This window comes from Cryobacterium algoricola (genome assembly GCF_004402485.1).
Taxonomy (GTDB): Bacteria; Actinomycetota; Actinomycetes; order Actinomycetales; family Microbacteriaceae; genus Cryobacterium; species Cryobacterium algoricola.
In genome coordinates this window covers 38870-57717 of record NZ_SOFG01000027.1, presented here as the reverse complement: position 1 = coordinate 57717, position 18848 = coordinate 38870, and the positions used below count along the sequence as shown (strand labels likewise).

The 18848-nt window shown below is 68.9% G+C and carries 18 protein-coding genes; 8 read left to right on the top strand and 10 right to left on the bottom strand.

Going from position 1 to position 18848, the window contains the following annotated elements; genetic code table 11:
* Positions 1–67: 67 nt before the first annotated feature.
* From rfbB to E3O44_RS19010, 3 genes are read left to right on the top strand one after another with little or no spacing between them, the layout of a single operon-like run.
* Positions 68–1057 carry a dTDP-glucose 4,6-dehydratase gene (gene rfbB / locus E3O44_RS19020; protein ID WP_134536757.1) on the top strand — a complete coding sequence of 330 codons (990 nt, stop codon included), beginning with the start codon at positions 68–70 and terminating at the stop codon, positions 1055–1057.
* Positions 1054–1908 carry a dTDP-4-dehydrorhamnose reductase gene (gene rfbD, locus E3O44_RS19015; RefSeq protein ID WP_134536755.1) on the top strand — a complete coding sequence of 285 codons (855 nt, stop codon included), beginning with the start codon at positions 1054–1056 and terminating at the stop codon, positions 1906–1908. Before rfbB ends, rfbD begins: the two co-directional genes overlap by 4 nt.
* Complete coding sequence (locus E3O44_RS19010; protein WP_134536753.1) at positions 1905–3050, top strand: glycosyltransferase family 4 protein; 1146 nt, start codon at positions 1905–1907, stop codon at positions 3048–3050. The genes rfbD and E3O44_RS19010 overlap by 4 nt, the downstream gene beginning before the upstream one ends.
* 43 nt (positions 3051–3093) lie before the next feature.
* Here E3O44_RS19010 and E3O44_RS19005 read toward each other — a convergent pair whose 3' ends face one another.
* From E3O44_RS19005 to E3O44_RS18990, 4 genes are all read right to left on the bottom strand, one after another.
* Entirely contained in the window at positions 3094–4209 is a 1116-nt protein-coding gene (locus E3O44_RS19005) for a tocopherol cyclase family protein (RefSeq protein ID WP_134536751.1), read from the bottom strand.
* Positions 4210–4248: 39 nt separating this feature from the next.
* A complete protein-coding gene (locus E3O44_RS19000; protein ID WP_134536749.1) occupies positions 4249–5610 on the bottom strand; it encodes an LCP family glycopolymer transferase in 1362 nt (453 codons plus the stop codon).
* A complete protein-coding gene (gene purE / locus E3O44_RS18995) occupies positions 5607–6074 on the bottom strand; it encodes a 5-(carboxyamino)imidazole ribonucleotide mutase (RefSeq protein WP_134536796.1) in 468 nt (155 codons plus the stop codon). The genes E3O44_RS19000 and purE overlap by 4 nt, the downstream gene beginning before the upstream one ends.
* Before the next feature lie 104 nt (positions 6075–6178).
* A complete protein-coding gene (locus E3O44_RS18990) occupies positions 6179–7315 on the bottom strand; it encodes a 5-(carboxyamino)imidazole ribonucleotide synthase (protein WP_134536747.1) in 1137 nt (378 codons plus the stop codon).
* A gap of 122 nt (positions 7316–7437) precedes the next feature.
* On the opposite strand from E3O44_RS18990, the gene E3O44_RS18985 reads away from it, so the two are divergent.
* Complete coding sequence (locus E3O44_RS18985) at positions 7438–7962, top strand: GtrA family protein (protein ID WP_134536745.1); 525 nt, start codon at positions 7438–7440, stop codon at positions 7960–7962.
* Here E3O44_RS18985 and E3O44_RS18980 read toward each other — a convergent pair.
* Both E3O44_RS18980 and E3O44_RS18975 read right to left on the bottom strand, forming a co-directional pair.
* The gene (locus E3O44_RS18980) at positions 7918–8478 is read right to left on the bottom strand and encodes a PH domain-containing protein (protein ID WP_241976440.1); all 561 of its coding nucleotides are present in this window, start codon (positions 8476–8478) and stop codon (positions 7918–7920) included. The genes E3O44_RS18985 and E3O44_RS18980 overlap by 45 nt on opposite strands.
* Before the next feature lie 7 nt (positions 8479–8485).
* Positions 8486–9370, bottom strand: a complete 885-nt coding sequence (locus E3O44_RS18975) for a biotin--[acetyl-CoA-carboxylase] ligase (protein ID WP_134536743.1) — start codon at positions 9368–9370, stop codon at positions 8486–8488.
* 182 nt (positions 9371–9552) lie between these two features.
* On the opposite strand from E3O44_RS18975, the gene E3O44_RS18970 reads away from it, so the two are divergent.
* Together E3O44_RS18970 and E3O44_RS18965 are read left to right on the top strand one after the other, a co-directional pair.
* Positions 9553–11166, top strand: coding sequence for an acyl-CoA carboxylase subunit beta (locus E3O44_RS18970; protein ID WP_372488145.1), 1614 nt, complete (start codon positions 9553–9555; stop codon positions 11164–11166).
* 9 nt (positions 11167–11175) lie between these two features.
* A complete protein-coding gene (locus E3O44_RS18965; protein ID WP_134536740.1) occupies positions 11176–11439 on the top strand; it encodes a hypothetical protein in 264 nt (87 codons plus the stop codon).
* A 269-nt stretch (positions 11440–11708) separates the two neighbouring features.
* Here E3O44_RS18965 and E3O44_RS18960 read toward each other — a convergent pair whose 3' ends face one another.
* The 4 genes from E3O44_RS18960 to E3O44_RS18945 all read right to left on the bottom strand — a co-directional run bounded on the left by E3O44_RS18960 (position 11709) and on the right by E3O44_RS18945 (position 16188).
* Positions 11709–12749, bottom strand: coding sequence for a hypothetical protein (locus E3O44_RS18960; protein ID WP_134536738.1), 1041 nt, complete (start codon positions 12747–12749; stop codon positions 11709–11711).
* Positions 12749–14002 carry a sensor histidine kinase gene (locus tag E3O44_RS18955; RefSeq protein ID WP_134536736.1) on the bottom strand — a complete coding sequence of 418 codons (1254 nt, stop codon included), beginning with the start codon at positions 14000–14002 and terminating at the stop codon, positions 12749–12751. The genes E3O44_RS18960 and E3O44_RS18955 overlap by 1 nt, the downstream gene beginning before the upstream one ends.
* Positions 14003–14051: 49 nt before the next feature.
* Positions 14052–14756, bottom strand: coding sequence for a response regulator transcription factor (locus tag E3O44_RS18950; RefSeq protein ID WP_134536785.1), 705 nt, complete (start codon positions 14754–14756; stop codon positions 14052–14054).
* A gap of 118 nt (positions 14757–14874) precedes the next feature.
* Positions 14875–16188, bottom strand: a complete 1314-nt coding sequence (locus E3O44_RS18945; protein ID WP_134536734.1) for a class I SAM-dependent RNA methyltransferase — start codon at positions 16186–16188, stop codon at positions 14875–14877.
* A 57-nt stretch (positions 16189–16245) separates the two neighbouring features.
* On the opposite strand from E3O44_RS18945, the gene E3O44_RS18940 reads away from it, so the two are divergent.
* Positions 16246–16914, top strand: a complete 669-nt coding sequence (locus E3O44_RS18940; protein WP_134536732.1) for a Maf family protein — start codon at positions 16246–16248, stop codon at positions 16912–16914.
* A gap of 109 nt (positions 16915–17023) precedes the next feature.
* Positions 17024–18793: an acetyl/propionyl/methylcrotonyl-CoA carboxylase subunit alpha gene (locus E3O44_RS18935; protein ID WP_134536730.1), complete on the top strand. Its 1770-nt coding sequence runs from the start codon at positions 17024–17026 to the stop codon at positions 18791–18793.
* Positions 18794–18848 lie beyond the last annotated feature (55 nt).

Sequence of the window (18848 nt, the reverse complement as noted above, 5' to 3'; positions counted from 1 at the left end):
AGTCTACCAAGCGGGTACCGGTAGCATTGAAGCGATACTTTCAGCTAACGGAATGGTCACTCTTTATATGAAGATCCTCGTTACCGGCGGCGCCGGTTTCATCGGCTCCAACTTTGTTCGTCGCACCATTGAAGACGCGTACCCGGGTCTGGAGGGGGCCGAGGTCGTCGTCCTGGACGCTCTGACGTATTCGGGCAACCTCGCCAACCTCGCGCCGATCGCCGATTCGCCCCGGTATTCCTTCGTGCACGGCGACATCCGTGACGCGGCCCTGCTCGACACGATCTTCCCGTCCCTGGACGCGGTCGTGCACTTCGCGGCCGAGTCCCACGTGGACCGGTCCGTGCGCGACGCCTCCATCTTCGTCGAGACCAATGTCCTCGGCACCCAGCAGCTCCTGGACGCGGCGCTCCGCCACAACCTGGCCCGGTTCGTGCACGTGTCCACGGACGAGGTCTACGGGTCGATCGCGGAGGGCTCCTGGAACGAGGAACGCGCCCTGGAACCCAACTCCCCGTATTCCGCCTCCAAGGCCGGCAGTGACCTGCTCGCCCGCTCGTACCACCGCACTCACGGCCTGAACGTGTCGATCACGCGCTGCTCGAACAACTACGGCCCGTATCACTTCCCCGAGAAGGTCATCCCGCTGTTCGTGACGAACCTGATCGATGACAAGCACGTTCCTCTGTATGGGGCGGGCAACAACATCCGCGACTGGTTGCACGTGGACGACCACACCCGTGCGATCGCGATGGTCCTCGTCGGCGGTCGCGCCGGCGAGATCTACAACATCGGCGGCGGCACCGAACTGACCAACCTGGAGCTCACCCAGTTGCTGTTGGACTCCACCGGCAAGGACTGGTCCTACGTGGACCGGGTCGCCGACCGTCTCGGCCATGACCTGCGCTACTCGGTGGACATCGGAAAGATCCAGGCCGAACTCGGCTACGCCCCCCAGGTCCCCTTCGAGAAGGGCCTCGCCGACGTCGTGCAGTGGTACCGCGACAACCGAGCCTGGTGGGAACCTCTCAAGGCCCGCGCGGCCCTGGGCTCATGACCCGCTACCTGATCACCGGTGCTGCCGGGATGCTCGGCCGCGACCTGCAGAACGCCCTGACCGGGCGGGACGTGACCGCGTTCGACCGCACCGAACTCGACATCACCGACGAGGCCGCCGTTCAGGCTGCCGTGACCGGGTTCGACGTGGTGATCAACGCGGCCGCGTACACGAAAGTCGACGACGCCGAAACGAACGAGGACGCCGCGTACCTGCTGAACGCGATCGGACCGCGGAACCTCGCCCGGGCCGCGAAAGCGACGGGCGCGCGCCTGGTGCAGATCTCCACCGACTACGTCTTCGCGGGCAACGCCACCTCCCCCTACCCGGAGGACGCGCCGGCCGCGCCCCTCTCCGCGTACGGGCGCACCAAGGCCGCCGGCGAGGAATTCGTGCTCGCGGAGAACCCCGGCCGGACCTACATCGTGCGCACCGCGTGGCTCTACGGGAAGAACGGCCCCAACTTCCCCAAGACCATGCTGAAACTCGCCGCGACCCGCGACACCCTGGCCGTCGTCGAAGACCAGGTCGGCCAGCCCACGTGGACCGTCGACCTCGCGGAGCAGATCGTCGCGCTCCTGGACGCGGACGCCCCGGCCGGGATCTACCACGGCACCAACTCCGGAGTCACCAGCTGGTTCGGCTTCGCTCAGGCCGTCCTCACCGCAAACGGCCTCGACCCCGCTCGCGTGCACCCGACCGACGGGGCCTCGTTCGTCCGTCCAGCACCCCGCCCGGCGTACTCCGTCCTCGGCCACAACGCCTGGGCCACCGCCGGACTCGCCCCCATGCGCGACTGGCACGACGCCCTCGCCCAGGCCGTGACCGAAGGCGCCCTCGAAACCGCATGATCACACTGCGGGTTATCGTCGACCAGATGATCGCGCCGGTTCCCGGCGGAATCGGTCGATACACCGAGGAACTGACCCGAGCGCTCATCGCGAGCGCTCCCCTCAACTGCGAAGTCGAAGGGATCGTCTCCGCGTCACAACCCGAACAGTATGCGGCGATCGAGGAAGCCCTGCCCGGGCTCGCCGGCCTGTACAAGACAGCGCTCCCCCGTCGCGAGCTCGCCGCGGCCTGGCAGCTCGGCGTGACGACCTCCCCCGGTCCCGGCATGATCCACGCACCGGGCCTGATGGCGCCGCTGCGCCGCCACGACCGGCAGAACGACCACACCCAGGTCGCCGTGACCGTGCACGACGTGCTCGCGTGGACGCATCCGGAGGCTCTCACCCCCACGACCGTCGCCTGGACCAAGGCGCGCATGAAGCGGGCGCGGAAGCACGCCGACGCGATCGTCGTCCCGAGCCACGCCGTCGCCGCGCAGCTCGCCGAGATCGTCAACCTCGGCGACCGGGTGCGCGTCATCGGCGGCGCCGTCGGCACGGGCTTCCGCCTGCCGTCCAACTCCTCGGCCACCGAACTCCTCGCCACGGCCCTCGATCTGCCGTCCGAATACATCGTCACCGTCGGCACCCTGGAACCGAGGAAGGGCGTCACCGCGCTCATCACCGCCCTCGGCCTGCCCGGCGCCTCCGACCTGCCCCTCATCGTCGTCGGCCCGGACACCTGGGGTGAAGTCGATCTCGGCTACGTCGCCGAGGAGGCCGGGCTCACGCCGGGCCGGGTCCGGGCGATGCCCGGACTCACCGACGAGGAACTCGCCGTCGTGATCTCCCGCGCGAGCGTTCTCGTTTTCCCGAGCCTCGAAGAAGGCTTCGCGCTGCCGATCATCCAGGGTTTCCACCTCGGTACCCCGGTCGTGCACTCCGACGCCCCCGCCCTTCTCGAGGCGGGCGGCGACGCCGGTCTCGTCGTCGAGCGCGAGGATGCCGCCGGGTACCCCGAACGCCTGGCCGAGGCCATCGGGCGGGTACTGACCGACCGCGCCCTCGTCCAGCGGTTGCGTATCTACGGCAGCGACCGGGCGAAGGCCTTCAGCTGGCGAGACTCGGCCGAGCGGGTCTGGCAGCTGCACGCTGACCTGTAGGGCGCGGCGCGGGCATCCGCTCGGGGTAGTCGACTGAACGGCCTCAGTAGGCGCCGTACTCGCAGCCGGTGTTGCGCATGTCGATGTCGTCGATGAGGGTGCGGGTGCCGCGCGTCTTCGCATAGAGGCGAATGCGGCCCGTTCCGGTACCGCCGTTCCACAGCCGGGTGTGCCGTTTGACACCGTCGGGGGCCTCATAGTTCACGAGCAGCATCTCGTCCTTGGCACAGCGGACGTCGACGGTCAGGGCGTGGCTCGGATTCTCGGCGGTGACGTGCCAGACGATCTCGGTATCGGTCTCGCTGCAGTCGAAGGCCGTGGTGCTGCGCGTCCAGAAACGGGAGAAGTTGAAGTCGTAGTCGATGCCGTCGTGGTGGAAGCCGACGATCAGCCTGCGCCCGATCGGCACCCCGACGACCTGGGGCCGGCCGCCGCCGATGTCGATCGCCGAGTCGAGCAGCTGCTCGCCGGTGGATCGCCGGGTCAGGTTGCTGCTGGCCAGCCACACCCACGGATTGGTGAAGTCGGAGCCCCAGTTCTTGTCGGCATAGCCGTACGAGGTCTCCGGCGTGACCAGGTAGGTCTCGCCGTCGATCGTGACCGTTCCGCGGTAGAGGGTCTTCATCCCCTCGGCATGCCAGAACATCGTGAACGCGTTCAGCCGCCGGAAGAACGCCGAGGCCCCGTAGCCGACGTTCAGGGCGAGCCGCTTGTCGATCGCGAGGTCCCAGCTCATCCGACCGCTGTCGCTCATGTACTCGGGATGCTGCGCGGCAGCATCCGCTGTCACGCTCACGTCGCCGGCGGCGTGCGTCTCGGTGAGCCGCGCGGTTCCGACCTCGACGGAGAGTGGGTCGGACGAGATCCGTGCCTCGGAAACGGGGAAGAACGCGTGCAGTTGCTTTCCCCGGCCGCCCGCGCCCCACGACCCGGCCTTGAGCATTACATAGGACGGGATCTCGCTGACCGGCGGCTGGCCGAAGGTGGTGACGCCCGGCGAGACTGCCGGGTTGATCACGAAGTACTCGACGAAGAACACCCGCTCCTCGCCGGTCACGGCGTGGCGGCCGGTGAAGGAGTGCCACCACCAGTCGTAGCCCCGCCGGGCCAGTCGTCCGGTGAGCATGTAGCGATCGCGGGCGAGGTCTGAGCGGTTCATACCTCCATCCTCGCCCCGTCTACTGGGGAGTGGATACCGCTAGGGGGTGGGCGTCGCCGTGGCCGGGGTGAGGGCCGCTGAGATCAGGGACCTGATCTGGTCGAAGTCGGGATTCTCCTGGTCGACGTTGTTCGCCGGCGTCAGTTCGACCGTGTTGATCGGGTGCGTCTTGGACTTGGCGGCGAGCGTCACGAAGTAGCCGAGCATGCTCTGCGGGATATCGGTCTTCACGACCTGGGACCCGGCAGAGGCCACGGACTCGAACTTCGCGAGCACGTTCGCGGGGCTGGCCTGGGCGAGGATCGCCTCCTGAAGCTGGTGCTGGCGCTCCATGCGGCTGAAGTCGCTCGTGCCGTGCCGCGACCGGGCGTACCAGAGGGCATGGTAGCCGTCCATGTGCTGCATGCCCGGCTCGAACCAGAACAGCACGGTGGTGAAGGTGTCGTCTGTGTGCACGGGCACGCGTTCGGTCACGTTGATGTCGACTCCGCCGAGGGCGTCGATGAGCTCGGAGAAGCCCTGCATGTCGATGAGGCCGTAGTACTGGATGGTCAGACCGGTGATGCCCTCCGCGGCGTCCCGCATGCCTTCGATGCCGGGCTCGCTGCCGGCGTCGATGGCCTTCGGATACATCTCCGGGCTCTTCAGCTCGACCTCCGTGTAGATCGAGTTGAGCTTGCAGGGGTTGACTTCGCATCCGTCGACGGCGCCATAGCCTCTGGGGTACACAGCGGCCATCGGGGAGCCGGCCACGAATGGCACGTCCTCGAGGTCGCGGGGCAGGCCGATCATGGTGACCTGGCCCGTGGTGGCGTCGATGCTCGCCACGGTGATACTGTCCGGGCGGAGACCGTCCCGGTCGGCCCCGGCGTCGCCGCCGAGGAGCATGATGTTGTAGCGCCCGTCGACCGGGGGGACGGTCGGCCCGGTCACGAAGACCGAGGAGAGGAAATCGCTCGCGGTCGCGGCGACGTATGCGCCGTAGCCGGCCGTGCCGGCGAGGACGACCATGAGCACGGTCGCGAAACCGGCGATGAGCGGGCGGGCGCCGGGGCCCGCCTTGACGAGGCGGACGAGCCGGAGCGTGTCGAGCGTGAGCACGACCCAGACGATGCCGTAGAACACCAGCACCGCCGCGGCGACCCAGAGCCCGATCGAGTTGGTGAAGGCGGTGAGCACGACCTCGGGCCAGAACAGGTAGACGAGCCCCACGATCACGACGAGGCCGATCAGGGTGAACGTGCAGCGCAAGCCGAAACGGCCGAGGCGACGACTCCCGGCAAGCACCTGCGCCGAACCGGGCAGGACGACGTTCAGCAGGACGAGCCACCAGGCCCGTTTGGTCATCACACGGGCTGACCCGGATTCCGGGTTCCTGATCGGGTTGGCGGCGATGCTCATAGCGTGGCTTGGAGATCCGAATTCTTCTGTTCGACCTGCGCGGCGAGGCCCGCGGCGTAGGCGACGAGCTGGTCGTGCAGGTCGGTGTCGGACAGGGCCAGGATCTTCACGGCGATAAGCGCCGCGTTACGGGCCCCACCGATGGAAACGGTCGCGACGGGCACTCCGGCCGGCATCTGCACGATGGAAAGGAGGGAGTCGAGACCGTCGAGCCGGCTGAGCGGAACGGGAACGCCGACGACCGGAAGCGCGGTGACGGCCGCGAGCATGCCGGGGAGGTGCGCTGCACCGCCGGCGCCGGCGATGATGACCTTGAGGCCGCGCCCGTGGGCATCTTCGCCGTAGGCGATCATCTTCTTCGGTGTGCGGTGCGCGGACACGACCTGCACTTCGTAGTCGACCCCGAAGTCGCGCAGGAGCTGCGCGGCGTCGCTCATAACCGGCCAGTCGGAATCGGAGCCCATCACGACGCCGACGAGCGGCGCACGCGGCGCCGGGGGCGTTTCTCGGTTCTCCGACAGCGGGATGGTTGCTATGGGGTTCTCGGGCACGCAGTCGATCTTAGGTGTCAGTCCTGAAAAAACGCCGCAGTGGCACGCGCTTCGTAGGCGACGTCGTCCAGATCCGCCCCGCCCACGGTGACGTGGCCGACCTTGCGGCCGATTCGCGGATCCTTCCCATAGTTGTGCACCTTGGCCGACGGATGCGCGGCGAAAGCGGCCGGGTACCGATCGAAAAGAGTGCCCTCCGCGGGCCCACCGAGGATATTCACCATCACCGACCACTCGTCGCGCGGCGTGGTCGCACCGAGCGGGAGATCGAGGACGGCACGCAGGTGCTGCTCGAACTGGCTCGTGGTCGATCCTTCGATCGACCAGTGGCCGCTGTTGTGCGGGCGCATCGCCAGTTCGTTGATCAGGAGGCGCTCATCCATCGTCTGGAAGAGTTCGACGGCCATCACGCCGCACACGCCGATGCCCTCGGCGACGCGCGTGGCGATGTCGGCGGCCACCGCGGCGAGGCGTCCGCTCGACAGGGGGGCCGGCGCGATCACCTCGGCGCAGACTCCGTCGCGCTGCACGGTCTCGACGACGGGCCACACGGCGACCTGGCCGGACGGTCGCCTGGCCACGAGCTGGGCGAGCTCGCGGGTATACGGCACGTGCTCCTCGACCAGGAGGGCACCGCCGTTGGCGTCTTCGGCGAGTGCGGTGAACCAGTCGTCGACCTCGTGCTTGTGCGTGACCACGCGGACGCCCTTGCCGTCGTAGCCGCCGCGCGGCGTCTTGACGACGGCACGGCCGCCGTGTTCGGCGATGAAGGCGGCGAGCTCGGTCGGGTTCTCGACCGCTGCCCAGTCGGGGACCGGCAGGCCGAGCTCGCCGAGGCGCCGACGCATCTCGATCTTGTCCTGGGCGAAGACGAGGGCCTCCGGCCCCGGGCGCACGGTGACCCCGCGGGCGACGAGCTCGCGGAGCACGGACTGCGGAACGTGCTCGTGGTCGAAGGTGATCACGTCGACGGTCTCGGCGAAGGCGAGGACCGTGTCGAAATCGCGATAGTCGCCCACCATGCTCGCGGCGAGACCCGCGGACATCCCGTCGGCTTCGGCCAGGACGCGCAGGTCGATCCCGAGGTTCACCGCCGCGGGAATCAACATCCTGGCCAGCTGGCCGCCCCCGATTACGCCGACTGTCGTGCTCATTTCATCACCGATTTCTGTGCGACCCTTCATTTTCGGACGCACCAATTTTCAGTCTGAAGCGGCAGCTGCGCCGTAGACTCGTGGATTGTTGTTCTATCTTCGCCCATAGACCGGATGGATGTATGCCGATTACCTCGGGAAAATCAGCACGGCTCGTCGCACTCGCGATTCAGATCGCAAGCTTCGGCGCCGTGGGGCTCGTCGGCTTCGCCGTCGACTTCTCGGTGTTCAATCTGCTCCGCACCACGGTCTTCGATCCGCACCTGGTCCACGCCGGGCCGATCTACGCCAAGGTCGTCTCGACCATCCTCGCGATCGCCGTGAACTGGATCGGCAACCGCTACTGGACCTTCGGTAAGAACCGCCAGTCGCAGACCCTCCGCGAGGGCATCGAATTCTTCGCCGTCAGCCTCGTCGGCATGGGCATCGGCCTCGCCTGCCTGTGGGTGAGCCACTACGTGCTCGGCCACACGAGCGTCGTCGCCGACAACATCTCCTCGAACGTGATCGGCCTCATCCTCGGCGCGATCTTCCGCTTCGTGCTCTACCGCTACTGGGTCTTCGCCCCGCACCGTCGCATTGTCGCTCCGGTCACGGCGAGCCTAGCGACCATTCCAGATGGTCGTCTGGTCGGCAGCGAACGCTGATTCCTCGCGCCGCCGCGAATCGAACCCGGTCTGCGACTGTTCGATGAGGTCGTGCAGCACGCGCTGCACCAGAGTCGCGTTCGGCACGTCCTTGAGCACGAGCGGCCGTTCGGAGCCCGAGGCGATGATCACGTCGCCTGATCCGCTCAGGGTCTGCAGCCAGGTCGTCCGCACGCTCACGTCGTAGCCGCGGCTGTGCAGCAGTTCCTGGCGCGTGCGCACGAAGAAGCCGCGCCGGAAGATGATCCGCCGGGTCGTGATCGTGTATCGCCGGTTCAACCAGGACGCGAGCGGCAGCAGCCAGAGCAGCACGACCGCCGCGGAAGCGACACCGAGCAGGGCGCTGTCCTGCCACGGCTCCGCGAGGTTGCCGTAGAAATACCCGGTTGCCGTGCAGACGCCGAGCAGCGCGAGGGTCGGCCAGAACAACACGCGGCCGTGCGGGCGCAGCGCGGCCACGACCCGTTCGGTCGGCGCCGCCGGATCTGCCGGGCCCGTCCCCCTGTTGTTCGTCATGACCCTATTAATACCTCAGGTGGGTCACATCGCCCGCAGCGACGGCCTGCGGTTCGCCGGTGGCCTGGTCTTCCACGATCAGCCGGCCCGACTCGTCGAGCGCGATCGCGACCCCGACGAGGTCGTCGCCGCCGGGCAGTTGCACCCGCACCATCGAGCCGAGCGTGCCGCACAGCCCCGTGACGGTGTCGAAGAGTCCGCTCGCGACCGGGTCCCCACCTGCCGCGAGGAACGCGGCCGTGAGGCGGGCGAGCTCGGTCAGGTAGCGGGCGAGCACCGCATCCGCTCCGGGGGCGCGCCCGGTCACCAGGAGAAGCGACGTCGAAGTGAGCGTGGGCAGGTCGTGTTCGTCCAGGGAGAGGTTGAGGCCCGCGCCGACCACGAGGCCACGGGTGTCGGGGAGCAGCTCCGAGAGGATGCCGGACACCTTGTAGCCGTCGATCAGCACGTCGTTGGGCCACTTCAGGGTGACCTCGTGAGCGGGGTGTTCCCCGTCGTCGGGGCCGCCCGGGGCGGCACTCCCGGCCGCGGTGCCCGCTACGAGGAGGCTCGCCTCGACCTCCGCGCGCACGGCGATGGTCATCGCCGCACCGGCGAGGAGCGGGAACCAGCCGAAGCGGTCGACCGGGAGCGGGGCACCCTGGCCCGCGCTCGTGCCGATGAGCGGGCGCAGCAGCACCGAGATGGCGAGCGACTTGCCGGTGGGTGCGAGCCAGGTGCGTCCGAGCCTGCCCCTGCCGCGGGTCTGGTTGTCGGTGACGACGGTCGACAGGTGCGGCCAGCCTGCGGCATCCGCCCCCGACGCGTGGCCGACGAGCACGTCGTTCGTGGACCCGGCCTCGTCGAGGTAGTCGAACCGGGTCACCGCCTCGCGGCTGAGTGGAAACTGCATCTGCCCTACTTCCGCTGCATAACTCCTGCAATTCTCCCGGAAGATGCCCCCGATGCCACATTTTGGGCCCGATTTGCGGAATCTGCAGGAGTTCTGCCCACCCGGGAGAACAGAACGGCCAGCGAACCGGCCGGGTTTTGTAGGGTTTCGTCAACGGTCCGGGCCACGGGCTGGCCGGTAGAGTGAACGGCGTGAGTGACAATTCGCCCGTTTCGGGACCAGATCTGTACACGACGGCTGGAAAGCTCGCCGACCTCAAGGTTCGCTATCACGAAGCCGTGACCGCGAGCGGTGAAGCGGCGATCGAAAAACAGCACGCCAAGGGCAAGATGACCGCGCGCGAGCGCATCGAGCTTCTGCTCGACCAGGGCTCGTTCGTCGAGCTCGACGAGTTCGTGCGACACCGCACCCACGGCTTCGGCATGGAGAACAAGCGGCCGTACGGCGACGCGGTCGTCACCGGCACCGGTACGATCCACGGGCGCCAGGTCGCGGTCTACTCGCAGGACTTCACCATCTTCGGCGGATCGCTCGGCGAGGTGGCCGGCGACAAGATCATCAAGGTGATGGACCTCGCCCTCAAGACGGGCGTGCCGATCATCGGCATCCTCGACTCCGGCGGAGCGCGCATCCAGGAGGGTGTCGTCGCCCTCGGCAAGTACGGCGAGATCTTCCGTCGCAACACGGCGGCCTCCGGCGTCATCCCGCAGATCTCGATCATCTGCGGCCCGGCCGCCGGTGGCGCGGTCTACTCCCCCGCACTCACCGACTTCGTGATCATGGTCGACAAGATCAGCCAGATGTTCGTCACCGGCCCCGACGTGATCAAGACGGTCACGGGCGAGGACGTCGGCATGGAGGAGCTCGGCGGCGCGCTCACCCACAACAAGATCTCCGGTGTCGCGCACTACCTCGCGAGCGACGAGGCCGATGCGCTCGACTACGCCCGCACCCTGCTCGGCTTCCTGCCGGACAACAACCTCGCCGAGCTTCCGGCCTTCGACAGCGACGTCGAGCTCGAGACGACGGATGCCGACCGCACGCTCAACACGATCATCCCGGACTCGCCGAACCAGCCCTACGACGTCAAGACCGTGATCGAGCACATCGTCGACCGCGGCGACTTCCTCGAGACGCAGCCGCTGTTCGCCCCGAACATCGTCGTCGGCTTCGCCCGCGTCGAAGGCCGGTCCGTCGGCATCGTCGCCAACCAGCCCAACGCCATGGCCGGAACGCTCAACATCCAGGCCGGCGAGAAGGCCGCCCGCTTCGTGCGGTTCTGCGACGCGTTCTCGATCCCGATCCTCACCCTCGTCGACGTCCCCGGGTTCCTGCCCGGCACCGACCAGGAATGGACCGGCATCATCCGTCGCGGCGCGAAGCTGCTCTACGCCTATGCAGAGGCGACGGTGCCGCTCGTGACCGTGATCCTGCGGAAGGCCTACGGCGGCGCGTACATCGTGATGGGCTCCAAGCAGCTCGGCGCCGACATCAACCTGGCCTGGCCGACCGCCGAGATCGCCGTGATGGGCGGCCAGGGCGCCGTGAACATCCTCTACCGCGCCGAGATCAAGAAGGCGGAAGCCGCGGACGAGGACGTCAACGCCGTGCGCACCCGCCTCGCCAACGAATACACCTACAACGTCGCGAGCCCGTTCCTGGCCGCCGAACGCGGCGAGCTCGACGGGATCATCGAGCCGGCCGCCACCCGGGTTGCGATCACCAAGGCCCTGCGCGCCCTCCGCACCAAGCGCTCGAGCCTGCCGCCCAAGAAGCACGGCAACATCCCGCTGTAGGGATCGACCATGGCAGACGACGAGAACACCCGGCAGGATGCGCCGGAGGACACCCCCACGGACACCCCCGCGCACCTGCGGTTCCTGACCCGCGGCATCAGCCCGGTCGAGGCCGCCGCCGTGTCCGCCGTGCTGCACGGCCTGCTCCGCGAGGAGACCGGCAGCCTGCACAAGAAGCCGACGGGCGCCCGGAGTGGCTGGCAGGCCGGCCAGCGCGCCATCCGGCCGCCCTTCGTCTCCGGGCAGAGCAGCTGGGGCGAGTTCCGGGCCTGAACCCCGGATTCGAGCCGGTCCCCCTAAATGCCGACTTTTGAATTGCGCACGGGTCGACCACTATAGATATTGCTAGGTGTCGCTCACTGAGTTACACAACCAGAACTCGTCGACTAGGGTAAGCAGGCGAATTCTGGGGGCACGTCAGGGTGACATTCGGGTTGTCGCCCTGGCACAACGTAAAAAGGGGACCAACCTCCGGGTTGGTCCCCTTTTTTGTGTGCCCGGCCGCATCGGATCAGGCCAGACGCCGGCTTCCGTTCGCGTCCTCAGGCGCCGAGGGCGGATGCCGTGGCCGGATCCCTGGGGATCTCGAGCCACAGGTCGACCTCGGGCTCCGGCGAGTCCTGCCCCAGGGCGCTGAGCCGGGCATCCGCGCTGCTGAGGCCGACCACGGTCACGGCCGTCGCGGACCCTTCGCCCGCGGTGCGGGCGATGATCGTGTCGGCCGTCGATTCGCCGATGGCGGCGGCGAGCTGGTCGAGGACGGCCTCGAGCTCGGTGCCGTCGAGATCGTCGATCGTGCCCTCGTCGAGCAGCGTCACGATGGCGCCGCGGCGCCTCGCCGCCATCACCTGCTCACGCACGGCGTCGTTGAGCAACTTGCGGCCGCGGATCTCGTCCCGGACGGCGGCTTCGAGGTAGCGGCACTCCTGGCGGTCGTCCGCGTCGAGCTCACCGTGCCTGTCGATGATGTGGCGGAGCATCGGTGCCGCAAGGCGGAGCGTCTGTGCCAGGCGCATCTGGCGTTCGAACAGGTGCGCTTCCTGGGCGGCCTGCCACTCGGTCGCCTCCCGCTCGGCGAGCGCGTACTGGCGGGCGTCACGCCCCGCCTTGGCGAGGGCGCGGGCGAGGAGCACGGCGACGGTCACCCAGACCACGCTCCCGATCACGCCCATGTCGAGCAGCTGGGCCGGGCCGGCCCAGATGATCGTGTGCACGACGAGCGCTCCGACGCCGACCCAGGCCAGGGTGGTGCGGCGGCGGGTCGCCGTGATCGTCATCAGGGTTCCGACGGCCGCGACGTACCAGGTCGCGTAGCCGTTCCGGGCCGAACCGTCCAGCTGGCTGCCGACGAGCAGCGGGATCACGACGCAGACCGCGACATTGAAGAAGGCGAGCGCCAGGCCCATCCGCATCGGGCTCGACGGCCACAGGCTCAGCGCCGTCGCGAGCGCGTAGAGTGCGAGCGCGAAGATCGTCGGCCCCGGGGTGCGCGGCAGGTCGATCGAGTAGATGCCGAGCACGACGTGGTACGCCGAGAAGAGGCCGGCGAGGAACAGGACGAGCCCGCGGGGGACGGTGATCATCAGGGATTCACCCCGGCATCCTTCGGCCACTCGATGGTGATCGTGGTGCCCTGCCCCGGCGTGGAGCACACCAACACGGAGCCGCCGACACTCTGTACCCGCTCCGCGATCGAAATGCGCAGGCCGAGCCGCGCGCTCGGGACGAGACCGGGGTCGAAGCCGACGCCGGTGTCGGAGATCTCGACGGTGCATCCGCCCTGGCTGTTCGCACTCATCGTCAGCACCCGCTCGGGATCGGGCGTCCCCGGGCCCGCGCCGGCATGCTGCACGCTGTTGGCCATCGCCTGGACGGAGGCCGCGAGGATCGCGTCGGAGACGTGCACGGGCATGGCGAGCCGGGGGATCGAGCACTCGACGATCGTGAACGGGCGGGCGAGCCGGGACGCCGCGAGGCGGATCTGCCCGGCGAGGTCCGAGAAGGACACCGTGCTGCCGTCGACGGCCGGGGTGCTCGCGGCCTCGGTGAGCCGCTGGAGGGCGTCCGTCGCCATCCCGGAGGCGAGCTGCGCGGCCTTCGGGCTGCCGGTCGCTGCCGCGGCGAGAAACGTCGCGAGCACGCTGTCGTGCACGATCGAGTCGACCTGCACCCGCTCGACCTCCGTGGCGTGCTGGCGCACGGCCGTCGCGTACTTGTTGAGCGCATTCGTCTGAGCGGAGTCGACGGATGCGGCCGTCTGCCGCAGCATGAAGATCATGATCAGGAGGACCTGGCCGAGGAGCGTCGCGTAGACGGCGTCGAGGGAGGCCAGCAGGGCGTCCGCGTTGCCGCCGGAGGGCAGCGAGCGCACGATCCCGTAAGCGAGCGGGGCCGCAAAGGTGTACGCGCACGCCCAGCCGAGCGGGAAGGCGATGGCGGCGCACGAGGTCGCGACCGTGCAGACGTACCAGAGCCACGGTTTCCCGTCGAGGACGGCCGCCGGGTCCCGCATCAGGAACGGCCACCCGACCAGGGCGGTGAGATAGACGAGTGCGACGGCACCGGTCGCGATCCGCACCCCGACCTTGGTGATCGAGGCCACCACGACTGCGGCGACCGCGAGGGCGAGGGCGACCGGCATGGCGACGCCCATGACCGGCAGCCGCAACGGGATCTGCTGCAGCAGGGCAGGGAGGGCCTGCAGGGAGAACACGACGGCGACCCCGGCGACGGACCGGGAGATCACGACCTCGATCCGCGACCGGCTGATCGGGTTGCGCGGCTGCCGGATGCCGGGCGCCCGGATATCCTCCGCCGCGACGGGTATGAGTTCCAAGCGGTCAGGGGGCAACCGTGTCGAGGGCGGCGGGATCGTGCCCGCTGCTTCAGCCGCGGCCATCTCCGCCGTCCGGGTCCAGCCCCGGGAGGATTCCGTCTTCTACGGCCCGGCGCAGCAGGTCGACTTTCGTCGGCGCCGGCCGGCCGACCTCCACGTACTTCACCCGGATCCTGTCGAGGTACTCGCGCGCGGTCGAGTGCGCGATGCCGAGCTGCATGGCGACCATTTTGAGCGGAAGGCCGGACGCGTAGAGGTGCAGCACGTCCCGTTCCCTGCGGCCGAGCTGGGCCTTGGCGAAGTCGCGGTCCGCGTCGATCGCGGTCGCCCATTCGAGGTTGTTGAGCACGTCGCCGCGGGCCACGGAGGCCACGGCGGCCATCACGGTCGTCGTGGGTGAGGACTTCGGGATGACGCCGGCGGCCCCGGCCGCGAGGGCCTCGCGAACGAGGGCGACCCGGTCGGCGATGCTGTGCACGAGCACCGAGGCTCCTGTGCTCTGCGCGAGGTGCACGTTGTCGGTGACGAGGGAGCCGTCACCGAGGGAGAGGTCGAGCACGATCACGTCGCAGGGACGCCCGCCGATCCCGTCGACGAGCCCCCGGACGGTCGCCGCGGTCGCGACGACCTCGTAACCGACGTTCTCGCAGGCGGCCTGGATGCCGAGGCGGACCGATTCGTGATCGTCGGCGATTCCCACCCGGACGGGGTGGTCAAGCGGCGTGCGCGCTTCGGTGGCGTGCGTCGAACCCACGGTCACACCGACCGGCGCGGCCAGGGCGGCCGCCGCGTTCGTCGGTGAGCTCGCGGGTGTTGTCTGGTGCGTCACTTTTTCCTACATTCTTCCCATTGCACGTACACGTCAACGATAGCTATTTGGTCAGCAGAGCGACGGCTTCAACGTGATGAGTGTTCGGGAAGAGGTCGAACGCGCGCAGCTTCCGCAACTCGTATCCGTGCCCGGCGAGGAGCGCGATGTCGCGGGCAAGGGCGACGGGATCGCACGCCACGTACACGATCTGCTTCGGGGACAGCACCGCGAGCTGGTCGATGACCTCGCGGCCCGCGCCGGACCGCGGCGGGTCGAGGACGACGGTCGCCGCCTGGTGCTTCACCCGTTCCGCTGCACTCGCGTCGCGGGCCAGGCCGGCCAGGAAACGGTCGACCCGATCGGTGCGAACGCTCGCGCCGACCCATTCCGCGAGGTTCTCCGCGGCGAAGTCGGTCGCGTGCGCGTCGCTCTCGACCGAGGTGATCCGGACGGTGCTGCCGAACTTGTCGCCGACGGCCGCGGCGAGCAGCCCGACACCGCCGTACAGGTCGAGGTTCGTGGCCCGGGGGTCGAACATCCCGGGATCGATGATGTCCTGGACGGCGTGGTACAGGGTGTCCGCCGCGCGGACGTGCACCTGCCAGAACCCGCCGGCGTCGAGGCGGAATTCCCGGTCACCGACGACCTCGCGGATCAGCGTGCGCGGCGTGGCCTTGGGCTTACCGTGTGCGTCCGGCTCCGCGACGAGGATCTGCACGGTGCCGAGGCTCGGGGAGACCACGTCGACGGACGCCGCGCCGGGGAAACGCTGGTCGAGAGGGGCGGCCGCTTCGAGCATCCGCTCGGCGAGGGGAAGGTCGCCGACGGGGATCACCCGGTGGGAGCGGGCCGCATACGGGCCGACCGTGCCGTCTGCGTCGACGTGCAGGCGCACCCGGGTGCGCCACCCGGTGCCGTCTGCGGCGTCGCCCGGCGACGCGTTCTGGCCGAGCGGCACGGGTTCGACGACGACGTCGGACTCGATCTTCGCCATGCGCTTCAGGGAATCTGCGAGCACCTGGCGCTTGAGTTCGCGCTGGAAGCCGAGTTCGATGTGTCCGAACTCCGCGCCGCCGGCCCGGTCGTCCGGGTCGCGCTCGAGGGCTGCCGAGGCCCAGATGTGCGGCTGTCGTTCGCGGGCGGCGTCGAGGACCTCGACGGTCTCCGCGCGCCAGAAGCTTTTGTGGTTCGCGGATGTGAGCCGGGCGCGCACGCGCTCCCCCGGCAGGGTGTCGCTCACGAAGACCACGCGGCCTTCGTGCCTGGCGATGAAGATACCGCCGTGAGCTACGTTGGTGACGAGGAGTTCGAGTTCAGTACCCACCTCGGCTTCGGGTGCGGGGAGATTCGCCGGTGTGTCATTGCTGGTGGCCATTGATCGAGCATCCCACATCGCTTCTATCGCCGCTCCTTTCGCGGCACAAAGGGAACCATGCGCCTCTACCTGGCTTCGACCTCTCCGGCCCGGCTCACGCTCCTGCGGGCCGCCGGCATCGAGCCGGTCACGATCGCGCCCGGAGTCGACGAGCACGAGGTCGCAGCGGATGCCGCCCGGACGCTGGGCGTACCGCTCACGCCCCGCCACACGGTCGAGTTGCTCGCCCGCGCCAAGGCGGAGGACGTCTCCCGGGCGATCGTCGCCCTGGACGCCGAGGCGGGCGACGGGGACGACGTGCACCTCGTGCTCGGCGGAGACTCGGTCTTCGTGATCGACGACGTCATCTACGGCAAGCCGCACACGGCGGAGAAGGCCAGGCAGCGCTGGGAGTTGCAGCGCGGCCGCACCGGGCAGCTGTACTCCGGCCACTGGCTCATCGAGCACCGGGCGGGCGTGCCGGGACGGGCAGTCGGGGCCGTCGCCGTCGCCGACGTGACCTTCGCCGACGACATCGACGACGCCGAACTCGACGCATACATCGCGACGGGGGAACCGCTGTTCGTCGCGGGGGCCTTCACGATCGACAGCCTCGGCGCCCCGTTCATCACCCGCATCGAGGGCGACCCCTCGACCGTCGTCGGCCTGTCCCTGCCCACACTGCGCCGCCTCGTGGTGAGTCTCGGGCACTCCTGGCCGAGCCTGTGGAACCGCCCGAACGCCTGACACCCAGCCCGCTTCGGGGGCGTTTTGTAGGCATCCCTACCTTTTTGGGGGTTCTTTTTGTTGAGGAGAACCAAAGCCTGAGGCGCGATGTCCAATAAGCTCAGGCACTGTGTCCCGTATAACGAAGGTCCTCATCGCCAACCGGGGCGAAATCGCCGTCCGGGTGATTCGAGCCGCGAAAGACAGCGGAATTCTCTCGGTCGCCGTCTACGCCGACCAGGATCGTGACGCCGTGCACGCCCGCCTCGCAGATGAGGCGTACGGGCTCGACGGTACGACCAGCGCAGAAACCTATCTGGTCATCGAGAAGATCCTCTCGATCGCCCGCCGGTCCGGCGCCGACGCCGTGCACCCCGGGTACGGCTTCCTCGCCGAGAACGCCGAGTTCGCCCGCGCCGTGATCGACGCCGGCCTGATCTGGATCGGCCCGTCCCCCGACGCCATCGAGCAGCTCGGGGACAAGGTCTCCGCGCGGCACATCGCCGAACGCGTGCACGCGCCGATGGCGCCGGGCACCCTCAACCCGGTGCTCGACGCGACCGAGGTCCTCGACTTCATCGACCAGCACGGGCTGCCGGTCGCGATCAAGGCGGCCTTCGGCGGCGGCGGGCGCGGCCTCAAGGTCGCCCGCACCCGCGAAGAGGTCCCCGAGCTCTTCGACTCCGCCGTGCGCGAGGCCGTCGCCGCCTTCGGCCGCGGCGAATGCTTCGTCGAGAAATACCTCGACAAGCCTCGCCACGTCGAGACCCAGTGCCTCGCCGACGCCTACGGCAACGTCGTCGTCGTCTCCACCCGCGACTGCTCGCTGCAGCGCCGCCACCAGAAGCTCGTCGAGGAGGCTCCTGCGCCGTTCCTGACGACCGCCCAGCACGACGAGATGTACCGCGCGTCCAAGGCCATCCTCAAGGAGGTCGGCTACCTCGGTGCCGGCACCTGCGAGTTCCTGATCGGGCAGGACGGCACCGTCTCCTTCCTCGAGGTCAACACCCGGCTCCAGGTCGAGCACCCCGTCTCCGAAGAGGTCACCGGCATCGACCTCGTCCGCGAGCAGTTCCGCCTCGCCGAGGGCGGCCGCCTCGACTACGACGACCCGATCCCGCGCGGGCACTCCTTCGAATTCCGGATCAACGGCGAAGACCCCGGCCGCGGGTTCATGCCCGCCCCCGGCCCCGTGCACGTCTTCCGGGCGCCGGGCGGCCCCGGTGTGCGTGTCGACAGCGGCGTGCAGGCCGGCGACGTCATCTCCGGATCCTTCGACTCGCTGCTGGCCAAGCTCATCGTCACCGGCGCGACCCGCGAGGAGGCGCTCGAGCGCTCCCGCCGCGCGCTCGACGAGTTCGACATCGCCGGCCTCCCGACCGTGCTGCCGTTCCACCGCACGATCGTGCGCGACCCCGCATTCGCGCCCGCGGCCGGCGAACCGTTCTCGATCTACACCCGATGGATCGAAACCGAGTTCGTCAACGAGATCGAACCGTGGAACGGTTCGCTCACCGACGAGGGCACGGCCGAGAAACGGCACAACGTCGTCGTCGAGGTCGAGGGCCGCCGCATCGAGGTCAGCCTCCCCATTCGGCTCCTGCCCGGCATCGCCGAGAACACCGCCGGTCCTGCACCGCGTCGCCGCGGCGTCGCGCACTCGGTGAACACCGCCATCGGCGACGCCGTGGTCGCGCCGATGCAGGCCACGATCGTCAAGCTCGCCGTCGCAGAGGGCGATGTCGTCGTCAAGGGCGACCTGTTGCTCGTCCTCGAGGCCATGAAGATGGAGCAGCCGCTCACGGCACACAAGGACGGCGTGATCGGCAGCCTCGGCGCCGTCGTCGGCGCCACCGTGTCGAGCGGGTATATGTTGCTCGCCGTGACCGACGCCGCGTAGGCACCGCACGGCAGGCATCCACTCGCTCGATGATCGCTCGACAGGAAGGTGCCGG